The sequence below is a fragment of the Hahella sp. NS-SX17 genome (assembly GCF_057367735.1).
The window spans coordinates 366,408-386,079 of record NZ_CM170632.1 but is presented as its reverse complement, the minus strand read 5'-3'; the positions used below and the strand labels follow the sequence as shown (position 1 = coordinate 386,079).

At 51.4% G+C, this 19,672-nt stretch carries 19 protein-coding genes; 17 read left to right on the top strand and 2 right to left on the bottom strand.

Features of this window, described 5'->3' with window-relative positions; all coding sequences use genetic code 11:
* The first annotated feature begins 435 nt into the window (after positions 1-435).
* The 15 genes from mnmG to glmS all read left to right on the top strand — a co-directional run bounded on the left by mnmG (position 436) and on the right by glmS (position 15,675).
* Positions 436-2,325, top strand: a complete 1,890-nt coding sequence (gene mnmG / locus AC2IBB_RS01795; RefSeq protein ID WP_486331203.1) for a tRNA uridine-5-carboxymethylaminomethyl(34) synthesis enzyme MnmG — start codon at positions 436-438, stop codon at positions 2,323-2,325.
* 2 nt (positions 2,326-2,327) lie between these two features.
* A complete protein-coding gene (gene rsmG / locus AC2IBB_RS01790) occupies positions 2,328-2,981 on the top strand; it encodes a 16S rRNA (guanine(527)-N(7))-methyltransferase RsmG (protein WP_486331202.1) in 654 nt (217 codons plus the stop codon).
* Positions 2,982-3,773 carry a ParA family protein gene (locus AC2IBB_RS01785; protein WP_486331201.1) on the top strand — a complete coding sequence of 264 codons (792 nt, stop codon included), beginning with the start codon at positions 2,982-2,984 and terminating at the stop codon, positions 3,771-3,773. It begins immediately after the preceding gene.
* A gap of 29 nt (positions 3,774-3,802) precedes the next feature.
* Positions 3,803-4,678, top strand: coding sequence for a ParB/RepB/Spo0J family partition protein (locus AC2IBB_RS01780; RefSeq protein WP_486331200.1), 876 nt, complete (start codon positions 3,803-3,805; stop codon positions 4,676-4,678).
* Between the two features lie 406 nt (positions 4,679-5,084).
* On the top strand, positions 5,085-5,429 hold the full coding sequence (locus AC2IBB_RS01775) for a F0F1 ATP synthase subunit I (RefSeq protein ID WP_486333913.1): 345 nt from the start codon (positions 5,085-5,087) through the stop codon (positions 5,427-5,429).
* Between the two features lie 29 nt (positions 5,430-5,458).
* Positions 5,459-6,289, top strand: coding sequence for a F0F1 ATP synthase subunit A (atpB, locus tag AC2IBB_RS01770; RefSeq protein WP_486331199.1), 831 nt, complete (start codon positions 5,459-5,461; stop codon positions 6,287-6,289).
* Between the two features lie 69 nt (positions 6,290-6,358).
* Positions 6,359-6,613, top strand: coding sequence for a F0F1 ATP synthase subunit C (atpE, locus tag AC2IBB_RS01765; protein ID WP_011400738.1), 255 nt, complete (start codon positions 6,359-6,361; stop codon positions 6,611-6,613).
* Between the two features lie 57 nt (positions 6,614-6,670).
* Positions 6,671-7,141, top strand: coding sequence for a F0F1 ATP synthase subunit B (locus AC2IBB_RS01760; RefSeq protein ID WP_011400737.1), 471 nt, complete (start codon positions 6,671-6,673; stop codon positions 7,139-7,141).
* Between the two features lie 12 nt (positions 7,142-7,153).
* Positions 7,154-7,690, top strand: a complete 537-nt coding sequence (locus tag AC2IBB_RS01755) for a F0F1 ATP synthase subunit delta (RefSeq protein ID WP_486331198.1) — start codon at positions 7,154-7,156, stop codon at positions 7,688-7,690.
* Positions 7,691-7,751: 61 nt separating this feature from the next.
* Complete coding sequence (gene atpA / locus AC2IBB_RS01750; RefSeq protein WP_011400735.1) at positions 7,752-9,296, top strand: F0F1 ATP synthase subunit alpha; 1,545 nt, start codon at positions 7,752-7,754, stop codon at positions 9,294-9,296.
* 75 nt (positions 9,297-9,371) lie between these two features.
* Positions 9,372-10,235, top strand: coding sequence for a F0F1 ATP synthase subunit gamma (gene atpG / locus AC2IBB_RS01745; RefSeq protein ID WP_127974367.1), 864 nt, complete (start codon positions 9,372-9,374; stop codon positions 10,233-10,235).
* Positions 10,236-10,313: 78 nt separating this feature from the next.
* Positions 10,314-11,693, top strand: a complete 1,380-nt coding sequence (gene atpD / locus AC2IBB_RS01740) for a F0F1 ATP synthase subunit beta (RefSeq protein ID WP_486331197.1) — start codon at positions 10,314-10,316, stop codon at positions 11,691-11,693.
* 28 nt (positions 11,694-11,721) lie between these two features.
* Complete coding sequence (locus tag AC2IBB_RS01735; protein WP_011400732.1) at positions 11,722-12,147, top strand: F0F1 ATP synthase subunit epsilon; 426 nt, start codon at positions 11,722-11,724, stop codon at positions 12,145-12,147.
* 223 nt (positions 12,148-12,370) lie between these two features.
* Positions 12,371-13,744, top strand: a complete 1,374-nt coding sequence (glmU, locus tag AC2IBB_RS01730) for a bifunctional UDP-N-acetylglucosamine diphosphorylase/glucosamine-1-phosphate N-acetyltransferase GlmU (protein ID WP_486331196.1) — start codon at positions 12,371-12,373, stop codon at positions 13,742-13,744.
* Between the two features lie 95 nt (positions 13,745-13,839).
* On the top strand, positions 13,840-15,675 hold the full coding sequence (gene glmS / locus AC2IBB_RS01725) for a glutamine--fructose-6-phosphate transaminase (isomerizing) (protein ID WP_486331195.1): 1,836 nt from the start codon (positions 13,840-13,842) through the stop codon (positions 15,673-15,675).
* Positions 15,676-15,825: 150 nt separating this feature from the next.
* Here glmS and AC2IBB_RS01720 read toward each other — a convergent pair whose 3' ends face one another.
* Positions 15,826-16,152 carry a hypothetical protein gene (locus tag AC2IBB_RS01720; RefSeq protein ID WP_486331194.1) on the bottom strand — a complete coding sequence of 109 codons (327 nt, stop codon included), beginning with the start codon at positions 16,150-16,152 and terminating at the stop codon, positions 15,826-15,828.
* Between the two features lie 89 nt (positions 16,153-16,241).
* Between AC2IBB_RS01720 and AC2IBB_RS01715 the strand changes: the two genes are divergently transcribed.
* Positions 16,242-16,661 (top strand): hypothetical protein, encoded by a 420-nt coding sequence (locus AC2IBB_RS01715; RefSeq protein ID WP_486331193.1) that lies wholly within the window; start codon positions 16,242-16,244, stop codon positions 16,659-16,661.
* A gap of 160 nt (positions 16,662-16,821) precedes the next feature.
* Positions 16,822-17,463, top strand: coding sequence for a YopT-type cysteine protease domain-containing protein (locus tag AC2IBB_RS01710; protein ID WP_486331192.1), 642 nt, complete (start codon positions 16,822-16,824; stop codon positions 17,461-17,463).
* A gap of 23 nt (positions 17,464-17,486) precedes the next feature.
* Here the strand turns inward: AC2IBB_RS01710 and AC2IBB_RS01705 are convergent, their stop codons facing one another.
* The gene (locus AC2IBB_RS01705) at positions 17,487-19,670 is read right to left on the bottom strand and encodes a transglycosylase domain-containing protein (RefSeq protein WP_486331191.1); all 2,184 of its coding nucleotides are present in this window, start codon (positions 19,668-19,670) and stop codon (positions 17,487-17,489) included.
* Between the last annotated feature and the right edge of the window lie 2 nt (positions 19,671-19,672).

Sequence of the window (19,672 nt, the reverse complement as noted above, 5' to 3'; positions counted from 1 at the left end):
AAGTTTTCTTCATAGCATTACGGTTCAGAACTGCCTTGAGTACGCTGGCTTAGTCTCTTTTCAGAGCGTAGTTATCCACTGTCAATAACTTTGACGCTCTGTGGATAACTTTATGGAGGGTTTGTCAATCTGTTTAAAATGGATTTTTTTTGTCTTTATAAAACAATATGTTATTGCCTGATAAATTTAGTAAGGCAATGGTTTTGCTTGTGGATAAGTTTATTAATAACTTGTCTAAAATATTTTTGCTAACTCCATGAAAAGGCTAGGCTATTTTTTAATCTGTATGACAGTGGCATGTCATAAGCCCCTTTAACGGAAGTGCCTTGAGCGTTTTTTAAACATTTTTCATGCCGCGCTCTTATTTTTGCCCTGTCCGCATAGTAAAATACGCGGTTCGTTTTAGGTCCGTTACCGATGAGGGTGTAAAAGTCTATGGACTTTCCAAAAAGTTTTGACGTCATAGTTATAGGCGGTGGTCATGCCGGAACCGAGGCTGCGCTGGCGGCGGCGCGCATGGGGCGCCAGACTCTGCTGCTGACTCATAACATAGAAACCCTTGGACAGATGTCCTGTAACCCCGCGATAGGGGGCATCGGTAAAAGCCACTTGGTGAAAGAAGTGGATGCGCTTGGCGGCGCCATGGCGTTGGCGACGGATCAGGCGGGGATTCAGTTTCGTGTGCTCAACTCCAGAAAAGGCCCTGCCGTGCGCGCAACTCGCGCCCAGGCGGACCGAGCGCTCTATAAGGCGGCGATTCGTGAGATTTTAGAAAATCAACCTAACCTCACCATCTTTCAGCAGGCTGCCGACGATCTCATCATGCAGGGTAATTGCGTTGCTGGTGTCGTCACCCAAATGGGGCTGCGTTTTCATAGTAAGACCGTCGTCCTGACGACGGGCACATTCCTTGGCGGCGTTATCCATATTGGATTGGAAAACCATTCCGGCGGTCGCGCAGGCGATCCGCCTTCCATCGCTTTGGCGAAAAGGCTGCGGGAAATGCCATTCCGTGTCGGGCGTTTAAAAACGGGAACGCCCCCGCGAATTGACGCGCGCTCTGTAGACTTTTCGGTGATGGAGGCGCAGCCCGGCGATACGCCAATCCCGGTCATGTCATTCATGGGTTCGGCAGACTTGCATCCACGTCAGGTTAACTGTTTTATCACCCGCACCAATGAACGCACTCACGAAATCATCCGTGGAGGAATGGATCGTTCCCCCATGTACACAGGAGTGATTGAAGGTGTTGGACCCCGCTATTGCCCTTCTATAGAAGACAAAGTGAATCGCTTTTCGGATAAGGATTCACATCAGATATTTATTGAACCTGAGGGGCTGAGTACTCACGAGCTGTATCCCAATGGTATTTCCACCAGTCTCCCTTTTGACGTGCAGCTCGAGTTGGTGCATTCAATTCAGGGTATGGAAAACGCGCATATCACCAGACCCGGCTACGCCATTGAGTATGACTTTTTCAATCCCCAGGATTTGAAGCACTCTCTGGAAACCAAGTTTATCGGCAACCTGTTTTTCGCTGGTCAGATAAACGGTACAACAGGCTATGAAGAAGCGGCGGCGCAGGGACTTTTGGCGGGCATGAACGCAGCCCTGCGCTCGCAGGAGAAAGAAGCGTGGAGTCCACGTCGGGATGAGGCGTATATTGGTGTACTGGTGGACGACCTCATCACTATGGGCACGCGTGAGCCATACCGTATGTTCACTAGCCGCGCCGAGTACAGACTGCTTCTCCGAGAAGACAATGCGGATCTGCGGTTAACCGAGAAAGGTCGCGAGCTTGGCATGATAGATGATGAACGCTGGCGTGTTTTCTGTGAGAAACGGGAAGCAATAGCCCGCGAGCAGCAACGTCTGAAATCAAGCTGGATTCAGCCTGCGACGGAAAAAGCCCGGAAAGCGGCGGAACTGTTGGAGACGGAATTGACCCGCGAGTATTCGTTACATGATCTGCTGAAGCGTCCGGAAATGACTTGGGAAAAGCTGTCCTTGCTGGACGAGGAGGTAGCGGCGACGCCGGTTGAAGTGGCGGAGCAGCTTGAGATTCAGGTCAAATACGCTGGGTATATTGATCGCCAGCAAGAAGAAATTGAGCGTTTACGCCGGAATGAGAACATGGCTTTGCCCCAGGATCTTGATTACAGCGGAATACAAGGGTTGTCTAACGAGATCAAGCAAAAACTGACGGAAGTGAAGCCGGAAACACTGGCTCAGGCCTCCAGGATTCCGGGCGTTACCCCGGCGGCGGTTTCCCTGTTGTTGGTGCATCTGAAGAAGCGTGGCTCCATTCAACGGAAGAGCGCTTGAGTATGGCGTTGGCTTTGAATCAAGCGGAACAGCTGGCGTCTGGCTTGAAGGCGATGGGAGTGAGTTTATCGGAGTCGCAGCAGGCTAGTATTCTGCGTTATCTGGAACTGCTGCATAAATGGAATAAGGCGTACAACCTGACTGCTGTGCGTAATCCTTCTCTGCATGTGAGCCGTCATATTCTTGACTCGCTGGCGGCGCTTCCTTATATCAAGGGCGCTCGATTTCTGGATGTAGGCGCTGGCGCAGGATTACCGGGAATCCCACTTTCCATTGCTCTACCTCAATCCAACTGGACACTGTTGGATAGCAATGGCAAGAAAACCCGGTTTATGGACCAATGCCGAATGGATATGAGCTTGGAAAACCTTCGGGTCGAGCATGCTCGTATCGAAGCCTTTGGCCCGGAAGCCAAGTTTGATGGAATAATATCCAGAGCCTTTGCGACCATAAGCGATATGATCGCCGGATGTCGTGAGCTGATCCTTCCCGAGACTCGCATTTATGCGCTGAAAGGCCTTTATCCCCACGATGAGATTGAAGCCATGCCAATGGGCTTTGAAGTGGTGGAATGTCATAAGCTTGAGGTTCCTGGTTGTGATGGGGAACGTCATTTGCTTATCATTGCGCGTAGCGGAAATACCGGAGGCTCATAAATGGCGCGAATATTAGCTGTAACCAACCAAAAAGGCGGTGTCGGCAAAACCACGACCTGCGTCAACCTGGCAGCCTCTTTAGCCGCAACCCGGCGTAAAGTCCTGTTGGTGGATATTGATCCACAGGGCAACGCAACCATGGGAAGCGGTATCGATAAAAATTCGATCGAATACACCGTTTACGATGTCCTTACCAAAAAGGCGGATGCTGCGCAGGTAGTGAAGACGTCTGAGGCGGCAGGGTACGATGTCATGCCTGCCAATGGCGATGTCACGGCGGCCGAAGTTGAGCTGATGAATGAGATCGGCCGTGAGTACCGTTTGCGCAACGCCATAAAAGAAGTGGCTGCGAACTACGACTATGTGTTGCTCGATTGTCCTCCAGCATTGAACCTGTTGACTGTAAACGCATTAGTGGCGGCCAACGGCGTTTTGATTCCCATGCAGTGTGAGTACTATGCATTGGAAGGTCTGGCGGCGTTGATGAACACCATTGAACAGATCCGTGAAACGGTGAACCCGAGTCTGGAAATAGAGGGCTTGCTGCGGACCATGTACGATCCACGTAATAGTCTAACGTTGGATGTATCGCGGCAAATTACGGATTATTTTGGTGACAAGGTATACCGTTCAATCATTCCACGTAACGTAAGGTTGGCGGAAGCGCCTTCTTATGGCGTACCAGCGTTGAAGTACGACAAAAGTTCAAGAGGCGCCATTGCTTATCTGGCATTGGCGGGAGAAATTATTCGCAAAGACAGGAAGGCGGCTAAAGAAGCCGTCCCTGCCTGATCAGTCGACTTTGGGGAACTACCTGAATAATGAAGAAACGAGGTCTAGGCGATCGCGGACTAAACGCATTGTTGGCCGGGTCGCGCACACGCACCAATGAGGAAGAGGAAAGCGTCAAACAGGATGGCGTTTTAAAAGAGCTTCCAGTAGAGCTAATCCAGCGTGGGCAATATCAACCTCGTCGGGATATGGACCCTGAGTCGCTGGAGGAGCTGGCGCAATCCATCCGCCAGCAGGGCGTCATGCAACCCATCGTAGTTCGGGAGATTAGCCCGAATCGCTATGAAATAATCGCTGGTGAAAGACGTTGGCGCGCGACTCAGATTGCCGGCAAAGACAAGATCCCCGTCATCATTCGAGATGTTCCTGATGAAGCCGCCATTGCAATGGCGCTGATCGAAAATATTCAGAGGGAAAATCTCAATCCAATTGAAGAAGCCATGGCTTTGCAGCGGTTGCAGGATGAGTTTGGCTTGAATCAATCCCAGGTAGCGGAGGCTGTTGGCAAGTCACGTCCGGCTATCGCTAACCTGCTTCGTCTTCTTTCTCTGAATGTGGATGTCAAAACCATGCTAGAGCGTGGCGATATGGAAATGGGGCACGCCAGAGCATTATTGTCGCTGGACGAACAAACGCAGCTTGCGGCGGCGAACGCTATAGTAGAAAAAGGCCTGTCTGTTAGACAGACTGAAGCCCTAGTGCGCAAACTATTGCAGGAACAAGAGAACCCGAAGGAAAAAATCAAGAAAGCGCTGGATGCGGACGTTCGTAAACTGCAGGAGAGTCTGGCGGAAAAGTTGGGATCGCCGGTTGTTATCGACTACAACAGCAAGGGCAAAGGTAAACTTGTCATCAAATACAGCTCACTGGATGAGTTGGATGGTATTTTAGCTCATATTAAGTAAGGCCTTTTTTTGTCTTTACGCTGGCATATTTGTTTCAGAAACTAGCCAGCGTTCCTTCCCTTTATATTTGATTCTTTTTTAGGCCTGATTCACTAAAACTGCATATCATCTGTGCAGCTTGTCATGGTGGCCCAGGCACAATATTTGGTGTCTTAACTTTGTATTTAGCATATTCAGTACCAAATGTTGATTTGTTTAAAAATTGTTAATGCTCCCATGTGTATGGAAATTATACAGTTTTGCTTTCATGGCGGTTGAATGCGTTACATCGACACAATATAATCACCTGCGCCTAAAGCTACGGGTCTCTGTAGTGTGAGGGCGGGGGGTAACAAGAACTAGGCAGAAACGTGATTTGAATAGTGCAGCTCGCTCGCTTATTAAGCGGCCGCCAGTCTTTAGGATTGTGGGATTACAATTGATAGCCACAGTCCTCATATCTTTAATCGCGTGGAGATGGAGCAACGTGCATGCATACTCGGCTTTGGTTGGGGGATTGATTTGCGCTGTGCCCAACATGTATTTCGCCCACCGCGCCTTTCTCTATCAAGGGGCTCAAGCAGCCAGGCAAATCGTACAATCTATTTATAAAGCAGAGGCGGTTAAGCTAGGATTAACGGCCATTTTTTTTGGCCTAGCTTTTAAGTTTATCCAGCCTCTGGAGCCGGCAAGTTTATTTCTGGCTTTTCTAGGTGTGCAGTCAGTGCATTGGTTCGCGCCGCTGATTGTCGGAAGGCGGCAGCGTAAATAACAATTGCAACAATCGATTAAGAGTGAAACATGGCAGGCGAAAATCCTACAGCGTCGGAGTACATTCAGCACCATCTTCAAAACCTGACCTTTGGCAACCACCCAGAGCATGGCTGGAGTTTTGCGCACACTGCGCAGGAAGCCAAAGAAATGGGGTTCTGGGCCGTCCATGTTGACAGTCTGGGTTGGTCAGTCGCCTTGGGCGCTTTGTTTGTCTGGTTATTCCGCAAAGCAGCGGTGAAAGCAACCAGTGGCGTGCCAAGCGGACTGCAGAATTTTGTTGAAATTATGGTCGACTTTGTCGACAAGAGCGTCAAAGAAACTTTCCACGGAAAAAATGCGGTCATCGCTCCTTTGGCGCTGACAGTTTTCTGCTGGATTTTCCTGATGAATTTGATGGACTTGGTTCCCGTAGACTTTCTACCGAGACTGTTCCAAGTCATTACCGGCGACGATCACGCATACTTTAAAGTCGTTCCCACCACGGATGTTAACGTGACTCTGGGAATGTCGTTGTCTGTCTTCTTCCTGATCATTTATTACAGTATTAAAGTCAAAGGCGTGGGCGGCTTCCTGGGGGAACTGACCCTGCAGCCATTCGGCAAGTGGATGCTGCCATTCAACCTGCTCCTTGAAGGCGTAGGCTTGATCGCCAAACCTATTTCTCTCGCTCTGCGTCTGTTCGGTAACTTGTACGCAGGCGAGCTGCTCTTCATCCTGATAGCGTTGATGCCGTTTTGGGCGCAGTGGGCGCTATCAGTGCCCTGGGCCATTTTCCATATTCTGGTCATTGTGCTGCAGGCGTTCATATTCATGATGTTGACCATCGTGTATCTGAGCATGGCGCATGAAGATCACTAAGAAGTAGATATTTCCATCAAAACTAAAAACTTTCTATCCACTAACTAACTGATAAATTTAGGAGAGACAATGGAAACTGTAGTTGGTATGACCGCGATTGCTGTAGCTCTTTTGATCGGCATGGGCGCGTTAGGTACTGCGATTGGTTTCGGTTTGCTGGGCGGTAAATTTCTGGAAGGCGCTGCGCGTCAACCTGAAATGGTGCCTATGCTGCAGGTCAAAATGTTCATCGTGGCCGGTCTGCTTGACGCCGTAACCATGATCGGCGTTGGTATCGCTCTGTTCTTCACTTTCGCTAACCCGTTCATTGCTTTGGTTCAGTAATTACACCTTTTAGGCAAACGAGTCATTTTATTCGACTGATAAGCGAGGGGTGTCAACGTGAACATCAACCTGACAATGATAGGGCAGGCGATTGCTTTCTTTATCTTTGTCGTATTCTGCATGAAGTATGTATGGCCGCCGGTCATACAGGCTCTGCGGGAACGCGAGAAAAAGATTGCCGATGGTTTGCAGGCTGCTGAGCACGCGCAAAAGGATCTTGAGCTAGCCCAAGAAAAAGTTGCCAAGCAGTTGCGTGAAGCCAAACAGCAAGCGGCTGAAATTATTGAACAAGCTAACAAGCGCGCCAATCAGATGCTGGAAGAAGCAAAAGATCAGGCTCGTACTGAAGGCGAACGTTTGATCACTGCAGCCAAAGCTGAAATCGACCAGGAAAAGAACCGTGCTAAGGAATCGCTGCGTGCTGAAGTCGCTGCGCTGGCGTTGGCGGGTGCTGAGAAGATCCTGGAAACCTCTGTGGACGCAGGTGCGCACAGCAACATGCTAGATAAACTAGCTGCGGAACTATAAGAGGTTTGCATTATGGCGGAAAGCACTACACTCGCCCGGCCATATGCGAAAGCGGCCTTTGAATTAGCTCGGGATGCGGGTCAATTGTCGGAATGGTCAGCGTTATTAGCGCTGGCCGCCGCTGTTGCTGAAGACAGCAGCATGCAGAAGGTGTTAAATCACCCAGCATTGACCAGCACTCAGAAAGGCCAGACGTTCCTTGACGTTTGCGAAGGCAAACTCAATGAAGCGGGCGCTAACTTTGTTAGAGTTCTCGCTGAAAACGATCGTCTGGTCCTGCTGCCGGAAATCGCAGCACTGTTCGAGCAGTTAAAGGCGCAGCAAGAAGCCACAATCGAAGTCACCATTGAGAGCGCATTCGAAATGAATGGCGAGCAGGAAAACAAGCTTGCTCAAGCTCTGCAGAAGAAACTATCTCGCAACGTCAATTTGCGCTCCCAGCTTAATAAAGAGCTGATTGGGGGGATTGTCGTACGCGCGGGTGACTTGGTGATTGACGCGTCCGTACGCGGTCGCTTGGCTAAGCTGGCCGAGGCAGTGAATTCCTGAACTGGCGCCTGCGGCTGAATTTCCGCAGAAAGGTAACTGAAGGGTTTTTGAGGATAAAGGCATGCAGCAACTGAATCCATCTGAGATCAGTGAAATCATCAAGAAGCGCATTGAGAAGCTGGATATTTCTTCTGAAGCAAAAACAGAAGGCACTATCGTAAGCGTTTCTGATGGTATCGTACTGATCCATGGTCTTGCCGACGTAATGTACGGTGAGATGATTGAATTTGAAGGCGGCGTATACGGTCTGGCTCTTAACTTAGAGCGCGACTCCGTGGGCGCCGTTGTATTGGGCGACTACAAAGATTTAGCGGAAGGTCAAAAAGTAAGAGTAACCGGTCGTATCTTGGAAGTACCCGTAGGCGAACAATTGCTTGGTCGCGTTGTTGACGGACTGGGTAATCCAATTGACGGTAAAGGCGCTCTTGAAACGACTCTGACTGAGCCTGTTGAGAAAGTGGCGCCGGGCGTTATCGCCCGTAAATCCGTTGGTCAGCCGATGCAGACCGGTTATAAGTCCGTGGACACCATGGTGCCTATCGGGCGTGGTCAGCGTGAGTTGGTTATCGGTGACCGTCAGACTGGTAAGACTGCTCTGGCGATTGATGCGATCATCAATCAGAAAGGCACTGGCATTAAGTGTATCTATGTTGCGATTGGTCAGAAGCAATCGTCTATCGCTAACGTAGTGCGCAAGCTGGAAGAGCACGGCGCAATGGACCATACCATCGTTGTAGCCGCTGGCGCTGCGGATCCTGCTTCCATGCAGTTCCTGGCGCCATACTCCGGTTGCACCATGGGCGAATACTTCCGCGATCGCGGTGAAGACGCACTGATCATTTATGACGACTTGACCAAGCAGGCTTGGGCGTATCGTCAGATTTCTCTGTTGCTGCGTCGTCCGCCTGGACGTGAAGCTTACCCCGGTGACGTATTCTACCTGCACTCCCGTTTGTTGGAGCGTGCGTCCCGTGTTAACGAGGAATACGTTGAGAAGTACACCAACGGCGAAGTGAAAGGCAAAACCGGTTCTTTGACCGCTCTACCTATCATCGAAACCCAAGCCGGTGACGTATCTGCGTTCGTTCCTACTAACGTAATTTCTATTACTGACGGCCAGATCTTCCTTGAGACAAGCCTGTTCAATGCGGGTATCCGTCCCGCGATGAACGCCGGTATCTCTGTATCCCGGGTAGGTGGCGCCGCACAGACCAAGATCATGAAAAAGCTGGGTGGCGGTATCCGTCTGGCCCTGGCTCAGTATCGTGAACTGGCTGCGTTCGCTCAGTTCGCTTCCGACCTTGACGAAGCGACTCGTAAGCAGCTGGAGCACGGTCAGCGTGTTACCGAACTGATGAAGCAAAAACAGTTCGCGCCGATGACCGTTGCTGAAATGGGCTTGGTTCTGTTCGCTGCAAACGAAGGTTTCCTGGACGATGTCGACGCCAAGAAAGTAGTTCCCTTCGAAGCGGCTCTGCTTTCTTACGCCAAGAGCGAATTCGGAGATCTTCTGGCGAAGATCAACGAAGCAGGCGATTACAACGACGAAATCGCCGCCGGCCTGAAATCTTGTATCGAGAAGTTCAAATCCACTCAAACCTGGTAATGAACTTCTAACCGTCGCCGCTTCTGCGGCGACTGGTTGTTCAACAGGTTCAGGATTAACGAAAGGCAGGTAAATATGGCCGTCGGAAAAGAGATTAAAACCCAAATCGCAAGTATTAAGAGCACGCAGAAAATTACTAGCGCGATGCAGCTCGTCGCCGCCAGTAAAATGCGTAAAGCTCAACAGCGAATGGCGGCGGGTCGGCCTTATGCTGATCGCATACGCAGCGTCATAAGCCATATCGCTACTGCGAATCCAGAATATCGACATCTGTATCTGCAAGAACGCGAAGCTAAAAGAGTTGGCTATATTGTGGTCTCTACTGACCGCGGACTTTGTGGTGGTTTGAACGTTAACGCTTTCCGCGAAATGATGCGCTCCATGAAAGAGTGGCGCGATAAAGGCGCGGAAGTCGATTTGTGCGCTGTAGGGCAAAAAGCGATCAGCTTTTTCCGTAACTATGGCGGTAACGTCGTCGCTGCATTGAGCCACTTGGGGGATGAACCATCCCTTACCAAGATCGTGGGCTCCGTAAAGGTCATGCTGGACGCTTATGCTGAAGGCAAGATCGACCGTTTGTACCTGGTCCATAACCGCTTCGTAAACACCATGACGCAGAAGCCTACCGTGGCGCAGCTGTTGCCTCTTCCTCCTGCGGAAGATGATGAAATGATACGTCGCCATTGGGACTACATTTACGAGCCTGACGCCAAAGGCTTGTTGGATGGGTTGCTGACCCGCTTTATTGAGTCCCAGGTATATCAAGCTGTCGTGGAAAATAACGCCTGTGAACAGGCCGCGCGGATGATCGCTATGAAGAGCGCGACCGACAACGCCGGCGGAATCATTAACGAGCTGGAGTTGGCGTACAACAAAGCTCGTCAGGCGGCGATCACTCAAGAGATCTCTGAGATCGTGAGTGGCGCAGCGGCGGTATAGGTTTCCTGGTATTTAGACGCGCCGCTGAAGGCGGCGGAGTCAGGCAGAACAGATTTAAGATTCAGTGAGGAACTGACAATGAGTAGCGGACAAATAGTGCAGATTATCGGGGCGGTTATCGACGTCGAATTTCCGCGCGATACAGTGCCCAAAGTCTATGATGCTTTAAAAGTTGAAGGCGGAGCCACAACACTGGAAGTTCAGCAGCAGCTGGGCGACGGTATTGTGCGCACAATCGCCATGGGAAGCACCGAAGGTCTACGCCGCGGTCTTCAAGTGGAAAACACCAACGCTCCTATCTCAGTACCAGTCGGAACCCAGACTCTGGGCCGTATTATGGACGTACTGGGTGACCCGATTGACGAAAAAGGTCCTATCGGCGAAGAAGAGCGTATGCCCATTCACCGTACTGCTCCTGGCTATGCGGATCAGTCTTCCTCTCGCGACCTGTTGGAAACAGGCATCAAGGTTATCGACCTGGTGTGTCCTTTTGCGAAGGGCGGTAAAGTCGGCCTGTTCGGCGGCGCGGGTGTTGGTAAGACTGTAAACATGATGGAACTGATCAACAACATTGCGAAAGAGCACTCCGGTCTTTCCGTATTCGCAGGTGTTGGTGAGCGGACTCGTGAAGGTAACGACTTCTATTACGAGATGGAAGAGTCCAAGGTACTGGATAAAGTTGCGATGGTTTACGGGCAGATGAATGAGCCCCCAGGAAACCGTTTGCGCGTTGCTTTAACTGGTTTGACCATGGCGGAGAAATTCCGTGACGAAGGTCGTGACGTACTGTTGTTCGTTGACAACATTTACCGTTACACCCTGGCGGGGACCGAAGTATCGGCGCTGTTGGGTCGTATGCCTTCCGCGGTGGGTTATCAGCCGACGCTGGCTGAAGAAATGGGTGTACTGCAGGAACGTATTACTTCTACCAAAGTGGGCTCCATTACTTCTGTTCAGGCCGTATACGTGCCTGCGGATGACTTGACTGACCCATCTCCAGCCACTACGTTCTCCCACTTGGATGCGACGGTTGTATTGAGCCGTGATATCGCAGCGAAAGGTATTTACCCTGCGATCGATCCTCTGGATTCCACCAGCCGTCAGCTGGACCCGCTGGTGATTGGTCAAGAGCACTATGACGTGGCGCGCGGCGTACAGACTGTACTGCAGCGTTACAAAGAGCTGAAGGACATCATTGCTATCCTGGGTATGGACGAGCTGTCTGAAGAAGACAAACAGATCGTATCCCGTGCGCGTAAAATCGAGCGTTTCCTTTCTCAGCCTTTCCACGTTGCGGAAGTATTTACCGGTTCTCCAGGCAAATACGTGTCTCTGAAAGACACCATCCGCGGCTTTAAAGGAATTCTCGATGGCGAATTCGACCACCTGCCTGAACAAGCGTTCTACATGGTTGGCGGTATCGATGAGGCAGTTGAGAAAGCCAAGAAGACTAAATAATATCCGAATAGGATAGAGGCCTAACCAAATGGGTATAAGTGTGCATTGCGATATCGTTAGTGCGGAACAGGAGATCTTCTCAGGTCTGGTGGAGATGGTTATCGCCGCCGGCAGCGAAGGCGACCTGGGCATTACGCCGGGTCACACCCCCCTGCTAACTGCGCTAAACCCCGGTCCGGTTAGGATCATCAAGCAAGGCGGTGAAGAGGAAGTATTTTTCGTTACTGGCGGATTCCTCGAAGTACAGCCGAACATGGTGACCATCCTATCGGATAGCGCGCAACGTGCGGGCGATATGGACGAAGCCGCTGCTCTGGAAGCGAAGAAAGAAGCTGAGAAGGCTCTGGCCAATCGCGGCGGAGACTTCGAGTACTCCAGAGCTGCATCGCAGTTGGCCGAGGCGGCTGCAAGACTCCGCACTATTCAGCAAATGCGTAATAAGTTGAAGCGCTAACAGCAAAGATTGCAAGATCGAACAAGGGGAAGCACAGTCTTCCCCTTTTTTGTATTTGAATGCCCACCCAGGCTGAAACTTGGCGCCCGCGCGCGGCTTTACTAGTCTATCTGGACGGCAGGAAATTTTTTTCCTAATCCCTTAAAGTGTCGATTAATACAAATTCAACTAACAGCGAAGCTGTTACCGGTTTAACTACTTTATCCATTCTTCGGAGACTGATATGAGTCTGCACATCATCATTCTCGCAGCCGGCCAAGGCACGCGAATGAAATCCGAGTTGCCGAAAGTGATGCATTGCGTCGCCGGCAAACCCCTGGTTCAGCACGTCATCGACACTGCACGTCGTTTGGAGCCGGAAAACATTACGGTAGTATATGGGCACAAGGGGGATGTAGTTCAGGAAGGGGTCTCTGGCCCAGGTTTATTATGGGCGCATCAAGCTGAGCAGTTGGGTACTGGACATGCTGTGGCTCAAGGGTTGCAAAACTTGTCTGATGACGGCCAGGCCTTGATTCTCTACGGTGACGTGCCGCTTACTTCCGCCGCTACATTGAAAAACTTCCTTGCTGTCAGTCATGGCAAACTGGGCGTGTTGACTGTGAAACTGGAAGACCCGGCTGGCTATGGCCGTATCGTCCGCAATGATGCCGGGTCGGTAGTCGCCATTGTTGAGCAAAAAGATGCGACAGAAGCGCAGAAAGCGATCAATGAGATTAATACCGGCATTATGGCGGTTCCCGCCAGTCGTCTGAAAGAGTGGTTGCCCAAGCTATCTAACAGCAATGCTCAAGGTGAATATTATCTGACGGATATCGTAGCTCTCGCTGTGGAGAGTGGCGTTGATATTGTCACTGCGCAACCAACTTATCTCCATGAAGTCGAAGGCGTTAATAACCGAATTCAGTTGGCTGCGTTGGAAAGGGCCCATCAACAGCAAGTTTGTGAAGAGTTGATGCTGGCCGGAGCCACGTTGCGGGACCCGGCTCGAGTTGATGTGCGAGGGACTTTGCATGTTGGCCGTGATGTGGAAATTGATGTTAACGCGGTCTTTGAAGGCGACGTGACACTGGGCGATAGAGTCAAAATTGGCCCTAACTGCGTGATACGAAATGCGGTCATCGCTAATGACGTGACAATTGAAGCCAGCAGTATCATAGAAGACGCTCGTGTTGACGCATACGCTGCTGTCGGTCCTTTCGCCAGGTTGCGTCCAGGCGCTCACTTGTTTGAGAAAGCGAAGGTCGGCAACTTCGTGGAAATTAAAAAAGCCGATATCGGACCCGGCAGCAAGGTGAATCATCTCAGTTATGTCGGTGATGCTACGGTAGGCTCCAACGTCAACATTGGCGCAGGAACTATCACCTGTAATTATGACGGAGCGAATAAGTTTAAGACGCTTATAGAGGACGATGTTTTCGTTGGCTCGAATACCGCTCTGGTTGCGCCAGTGACCTTGGGTAAAGGAGCGACTGTTGGCGCGGGCTCGACCGTCACCAAGGATGTATCCGACAGACAATTAGCCGTCGCGCGCGCCCAGCAGCGTAATATTGATGGCTGGACGCGGCCGGTGAAAAAGCAGTCCGAGCAAAAATAATGTTAAACGGGGCTTGCAGCCCTGTTTACTAAAAGAACATAAAACGTACTAAGATTCGTTTATTGAGTTAATCCAATCCGAAACAAGGAAAACATATGTGTGGCATAGTTGGGGCGATAGCCCAGCGGGACGTATCCGCTATCCTGCTAGAAGGCCTGAAACGTCTTGAATACCGCGGATATGATTCTGCGGGTATGGCCGTTGTCGAAGCTGCGAATAAAATCCAGCGTCAACGCGAAGTGGGTAAAGTCGCCGCGCTGGAAGAAGCCATCACTAAATACCCTCTTCCTGGCCGCACGGGTATTGCGCATACCCGTTGGGCGACTCATGGAAAGCCCAGCGTTACTAATGCGCACCCCCACATGTCCGGGGAAAACCTCGCCATCGTACACAATGGCATCATTGAGAACTATGAAGCTCTGCGTCAGGACTTACGCGATAAAGGCTATGAGTTCACATCTGAAACGGATACCGAAGTCGTCGCACACCTGATCGACAGCATGTATCAGGAAACCGGCGACATGATGCAGGCGTTCAAGAAGACAATTGAACAGCTACATGGCGCTTATGCATTGGCGGTGGTTCACTCCTCTGAGCCCAACCGTATCCTGGCGGCTCGCGAAGGCAGCCCGTTGGTGGTTGGCGTTGGCATCGGCGAAAACTTCCTGGCTTCCGACGCCTTGGCGTTGTTGCAGGTCACAGACCGCTTCATCTATCTGGAAGAAGGCGACATCACTGAAGTCACCATGGAAAAGATTACCGTTTGGGACGGCTCTGGCGCCAAAGTAGAGCGCCCGGTTGTGCGTTTTGAGCATGGCGGGCTCGACAGTGTGGAAAAAGGCGAATACCGCCACTATATGATGAAGGAAATCTACGAGCAGCCTAAAGTGATCAAGGCGACTCTGGAAGGCCGCATCAGTGGCGATCACATTCTTGAGCAGGTTCTGGGCGCGGACGCGGCCAATGTGTTTGACGGCGTAGGCTCCGTTCAGATCGTTGCGTGCGGCACCAGCTATCACTCGGGCCTTGTCGCCAGATACTGGATCGAAGAGTTGGTTGGCATTCCCTGCCAGGTTGAAGTCGCTAGCGAATACCGTTACCGCAAACACGTCGTGCAGTCGGACATGCTGTTTGTCACCATCTCTCAGTCTGGTGAGACCGCTGACACGCTGGCTGCGTTGCGTCAGGCTAAAAAGGCCGGCTTCAAATCTGCGCTGGCGATTTGTAACGTGCCTGGCAGCTCTTTGGTGCGCGAATCCGATCTGACTGTAATGACCCAGGCTGGCCCGGAGATTGGCGTCGCTTCAACCAAGGCGTTCACTACTCAGCTAGTTGCTCTGTTGATTCTTGCTATCGCGTTAGGGAGACGTCATGGTCTGACCAAAGAGAAAGAAGCGGAGCTGGTGGAAGGCCTCAAAGCCCTGCCTGGTCTGATCCAGAAAGTGCTGGATCTGGATGACGTCATCAACAAGACCTCAGAAGCTTTCGCAGAAAAACACCACTCTTTGTTCCTGGGACGCGGCTCCATGTATCCTGTGGCGATGGAAGGGGCTCTGAAGCTGAAGGAGATCTCTTACATCCACGCCGAAGCCTACCCAGCGGGTGAATTGAAACACGGCCCTCTGGCGCTTGTGGACAAGGATATGCCGGTTATTACCGTCGCCCCTAACAACGAGTTGCTGGAGAAGTTGAAGTCTAACCTGCAGGAAGTTCGCGCTCGTGGCGGCGAGTTATATGTATTCGCAGATGCGGAAGTGGCGCTGGAAGAAGAACCAGGCGTACACGTTATCCCCATCCCCGCAGTACACGATATCCTGGCGCCCATCGTTTACACCGTGCCGTTGCAGTTGCTGTCCTACCACGTCGCCGTACTCAAAGGCACTGACGTAGACCAGCCGCGAAATCTGGCCAAGAGCGTTACGGTCGAATAATTTTGTTGCACGTCTGCGGTAGTCACTGTGGCGGAGTAATAAAGTAGGTAACTGAACGCCATCTGGGCTGACCTGAAACCGGGTTGGCTCAGTTGGCTTTCAACGGTTAAGAATATGATGCCGTCCTTGTTTGGGATGTTGTATCAATGACTACCAAAGCCGTCCTTCTGATGAAATCCAGGCCGCTAAATGGGCGTCTTCTTGGCCACGTAGTTTTGTCGACATACTCCTAATTTTTGCTGTTACCAGTGCATCCTTAATCAGCGTTTCCGGGTCATAGGGTTGAGTTTTAATAATCTCTGTATCGCCCAGCGCTAATTCTTCAGCCGTCTCCAGAACCAACGCCTCCGCCCTCTGTGTTGAGGATGAACGCGCTATCCAGTAGGCGCTGTAAAACTCAGAGTTCTCTACCCTCACATAAAAGTCGCTTGGATTGGTTTGTGTCGACTGGACTATCCATAACCTGAGACTATTCAATATGCTCTCCATAAGAGATAAATGATTTGCCCGTCGGGTAAGTCAATAGAATAAATGCTATCTATTAACAGTAGATGAGGCGACGGACCTTGGTAATCCTGCTGCAATATAAACTTAGTTCTGAAGCGCAATGGCATTGTAAAAATTTATCTGTCGTTGAATATTTTGATTTAGAAGAAGGAGAAGTTCCTGAGGTGGACTCTGTTCCCCATAATATGCACGCAGAAGAATATTTAGATCATTCCAGAGAGGAAATAGAGCACACGCTTTTGCAAGTGGCGGACGAAACTGGATCAGAATGGCTGAAGGTAAAGGAAACATTTTGGAATGCCGGTGAAAACCGGATCATTGAGGTGCTCAGAACATCAGGGGATGAGGTTCTACACAATGAACTGATTATTCAAACCATAAAGCCCAACCCTGCGATGGGAGAGGACGTGGAGACAATCCGCTTCAACAGGGAAAAGCTCTGTAATACCTTGAATTTCCACTCAATTGACTGCATTTAGCCGCAATATTCCCGGCATTTTACAAAACTTTACACATAAAGCTGACGGCGCTTTGATCAGGTCGGCGCTTACCTGATTCGTCGGGTAGATCGCCCGTTAATTTTTCACTTTCATCGGAAAAGGACGTTCCGGCATTTTGTAAATCTGATGAGAGAGCCCTATGTCCTTTACTTCCTGGAAGACCATTTCCGCGCTGAAACAGTATCGTATTGCTAAATTCAAACAGCGCCGCCAAATTATGACGCGTCCGCTGTTGCAGCAGATGAAGAATATACAGGTAGGCGGCTGCACCGGCTTGTCATTCGCCTGGGTGCAGCGTCATCAACGTCAGCGCGGTGAAACCCCCGCTAATCGCATTACGTATCTGAACACGGACATCGCCTGGAAGAATACGGACTACTTCGCTGGTTACTTCAACAACACCAGGCATCATACCTATGCAGCCCGTATCGCTTCTGTTGCGCCCACATCTTTGGGAATGCGCCACGGCGGCGTGGTTATCGAAAAGAACTACGATACCTATGGCGCAGCGCTCCAGCACCTTAGCAACAACCCTGGCCATCACCTTGTCATGATGGTGTTGAGCGGTAAGGGTATTTCCACCAACCACGTTTGTGCGTTATATGTGGATGCAGACGGCATGAAGTTTTTCGACCCCAATTCTGGAGAGTACCGTTGCACGACAGGCAAGCGACTGGACTTCTTCAAGCAATTAACGGCTCAATACCATACTTATGTGTCTTCCTCTGGCGTCGCCATTGATATCACATTTAAAGAAGTGCAATTTCACCACGTGGGCTGATGGGAGCGGCGTAGCTACGCCGCTTAATTTACACGATATTGGATTTCTTCGGTGGTGACGGGATGTGTCCCGTCTGTAAAGGCGATCTCTGCTTTGGTGTGAAATTCGCCTTTGGACAGCTTCCAGTTATAGGTGGATTTATTGGTGGTGGCGACCAGCTCGCCATTGATGAACCACTTGACGCTTTGAATGTTATCCGCTGCTGTCAGAGCAAACTCGAAATATTCGGATTCATCTGGAATTCTCGGATCCATCGCCATCAGCAGGCCCTTGCTGGGTTTGCGAATCCTTACTTCGCCAGTATTTTTATGGGCGTCTCCTGGTAAGGTTCCGGGCAGAAACCATTCGTCCCGGGACTCACAACCGTTGTCGGCCAGCTCTCCTGTATTGATGCAGACAGATAACTTCTGCAGGTTATTGCTGAGGTAAAGCGGCTTTACTTCCCGGTTTTTATTCAGCTCATTGAATACGGAGCGCAGCACGTAAGCCGGCCCCATTGAGCCGGTGACTTTGCTCATCTCGGCGTAATCGAGATTGCCCATCCATACGCCCACGGTGTATTTGTCGTTGAAGCCAACGGACCACGCGTCCCGGTAGTCGCTGGACGTACCGGTTTTAACAGCGGTCTGATGGGGGAAGTTGAGGACGGAATCCCAGCCGAACTCTTTCTCTCTCGCGGCCGGGTCGGACATGATGTCGGCGATCAGGCTGGAAATATCTTCAGACAAAACGCGATGGCCACGGTAACCGCGCCCGCCTTCTATAAAAGACAGGGGTTTGAAATCCCCCATTCGAGCCAGTACGGAGTATGCCTGCACCAGCTCGTACAGCGTCATTTCCCCGTTGCCGAGAGCAAGTCCGTCGCCGTAGACGTTTGGGTGACCGGACAGGCTTTCGACGCCCAGGTCGTGCAGAAAGGTCAGAAACTCCCCAGGACCGACGTACTGTATGGCCAGGACGGCGGGGATGTTGAGAGAGTTGCCCAAGGCTTCCCGCAAAGAAATCGAGCCATAATAGCCGCGACTGTAGTTGTGGTAGGTGTGCATGCCCAGGCCGACGCTCTCCTGTAGAGGCGAGTCGTCCAGCATGGTGGCGGCGGTCCACCCCTTACGGATGGCGTTGGCGTATAACAGCGGCTTCAGCGTGGAGCCCGGTTGACGGGGCGTGGTGATGGCGTCGATGCGGTTGAAGGGCTTATCGTTGCGACCCGCATAGCCGACTACCCAAGACAGAATCTCATCGTTCTCATGGTCGACTACCAATACGGCGCCGTTATGCACCCGATGAGAGGCGAGATTATCCAGGCGATTGTCCAGGGTTTGCTGGATTTTGGTCTGCAGTTCCGTGTCGATGGTGGTATAGACCGCCCCATTTTCCAGATTCTGCGTATTCAGCCGGTTTTCCGCGAACCGGATGAAATGAGACAAATCATAGTGGATGTCTGTCTTCTGTAACTCCAGCGCCTGCGCAGTGATGAGGGCGCGTTCTTCCTCATCGAGATCCAGACGCCCCAGCAGATTGTCGATAGCGCGGTTCAGGTTGGCGAGCTGGCGTTGTGGATCGAGCCAGCGTGGGGACCTCACCAACACCGCCAGCGCCAGCATTTCCTTGTAGTTCAGCGTTGTGAGGTCACGTCCGAAATAGTACTCCGCGGCTTGTTCGACGCCTCTGCGGCGGGCGGAATAGGGAACCTGGTTCAGATAAAACTCAAGGATTTCTATCTTGGAAAATCGCGTCTCCAGGTTGGCGGCTTCAAACCCTTCAACCCAGCGCGACCAAGGCGTGCGCGGGCGGGGATGCAGCATGCGCACGACTTGTTCGCTAATGGTGCTGGCGCCGCGCACGACGCCGCCGGACATCAGGTTCTGGCGCGCCGCGTTGAGCCGCGCCAACCAGTCTGCGCCGCCGTGGGAGAAAAAGCGTTTGTCCTCCGACAGGATGAACGCCCGTCGCAGGAATTCAGGAATGTCGTGGTAGTCACTGACGTCATAGATATTCCACTCATTCTCATAAGTAATGTTCAAACGCTTGCCGCGTCGGTCCAGATAGGTGTTCTTGCTGGCGCTGGCGATGACGGTTGAGAGGTCTTCCGGCAGTGGTTTGATGGCGAAATAGGTAGCCCCGGCCAGAGCGGCGCAGGACAGGGTGACTGTCACTGCGACGCCGGCCGCCAGTTTTTTCCGGGCGCGCATCAGTTTTTTCAACATAG

Excerpts from the sequence above, each read along its gene's own strand:
- mnmG (WP_486331203.1), top strand. The coding sequence starts at position 436 with ATGGACTTTCCAAAAAGTTTTGACGTCATAGTTATAGGCGGTGGTCAT.
- rsmG (WP_486331202.1), top strand. The coding sequence starts at position 2,328 with ATGGCGTTGGCTTTGAATCAAGCGGAACAGCTGGCGTCTGGCTTGAAG.
- AC2IBB_RS01785 (WP_486331201.1), top strand. The coding sequence starts at position 2,982 with ATGGCGCGAATATTAGCTGTAACCAACCAAAAAGGCGGTGTCGGCAAA.
- AC2IBB_RS01780 (WP_486331200.1), top strand. The coding sequence starts at position 3,803 with ATGAAGAAACGAGGTCTAGGCGATCGCGGACTAAACGCATTGTTGGCC.
- atpB (WP_486331199.1), top strand. The coding sequence starts at position 5,459 with ATGGCAGGCGAAAATCCTACAGCGTCGGAGTACATTCAGCACCATCTT.
- atpE (WP_011400738.1), top strand. The coding sequence starts at position 6,359 with ATGGAAACTGTAGTTGGTATGACCGCGATTGCTGTAGCTCTTTTGATC.
- AC2IBB_RS01755 (WP_486331198.1), top strand. The coding sequence starts at position 7,154 with ATGGCGGAAAGCACTACACTCGCCCGGCCATATGCGAAAGCGGCCTTT.
- atpA (WP_011400735.1), top strand. The coding sequence starts at position 7,752 with ATGCAGCAACTGAATCCATCTGAGATCAGTGAAATCATCAAGAAGCGC.
- atpG (WP_127974367.1), top strand. The coding sequence starts at position 9,372 with ATGGCCGTCGGAAAAGAGATTAAAACCCAAATCGCAAGTATTAAGAGC.
- atpD (WP_486331197.1), top strand. The coding sequence starts at position 10,314 with ATGAGTAGCGGACAAATAGTGCAGATTATCGGGGCGGTTATCGACGTC.
- AC2IBB_RS01735 (WP_011400732.1), top strand. The coding sequence starts at position 11,722 with ATGGGTATAAGTGTGCATTGCGATATCGTTAGTGCGGAACAGGAGATC.
- glmU (WP_486331196.1), top strand. The coding sequence starts at position 12,371 with ATGAGTCTGCACATCATCATTCTCGCAGCCGGCCAAGGCACGCGAATG.
- glmS (WP_486331195.1), top strand. The coding sequence starts at position 13,840 with ATGTGTGGCATAGTTGGGGCGATAGCCCAGCGGGACGTATCCGCTATC.
- AC2IBB_RS01710 (WP_486331192.1), top strand. The coding sequence starts at position 16,822 with ATGTCCTTTACTTCCTGGAAGACCATTTCCGCGCTGAAACAGTATCGT.
- AC2IBB_RS01705 (WP_486331191.1), bottom strand. The coding sequence starts at position 19,670 with ATGTTGAAAAAACTGATGCGCGCCCGGAAAAAACTGGCGGCCGGCGTC.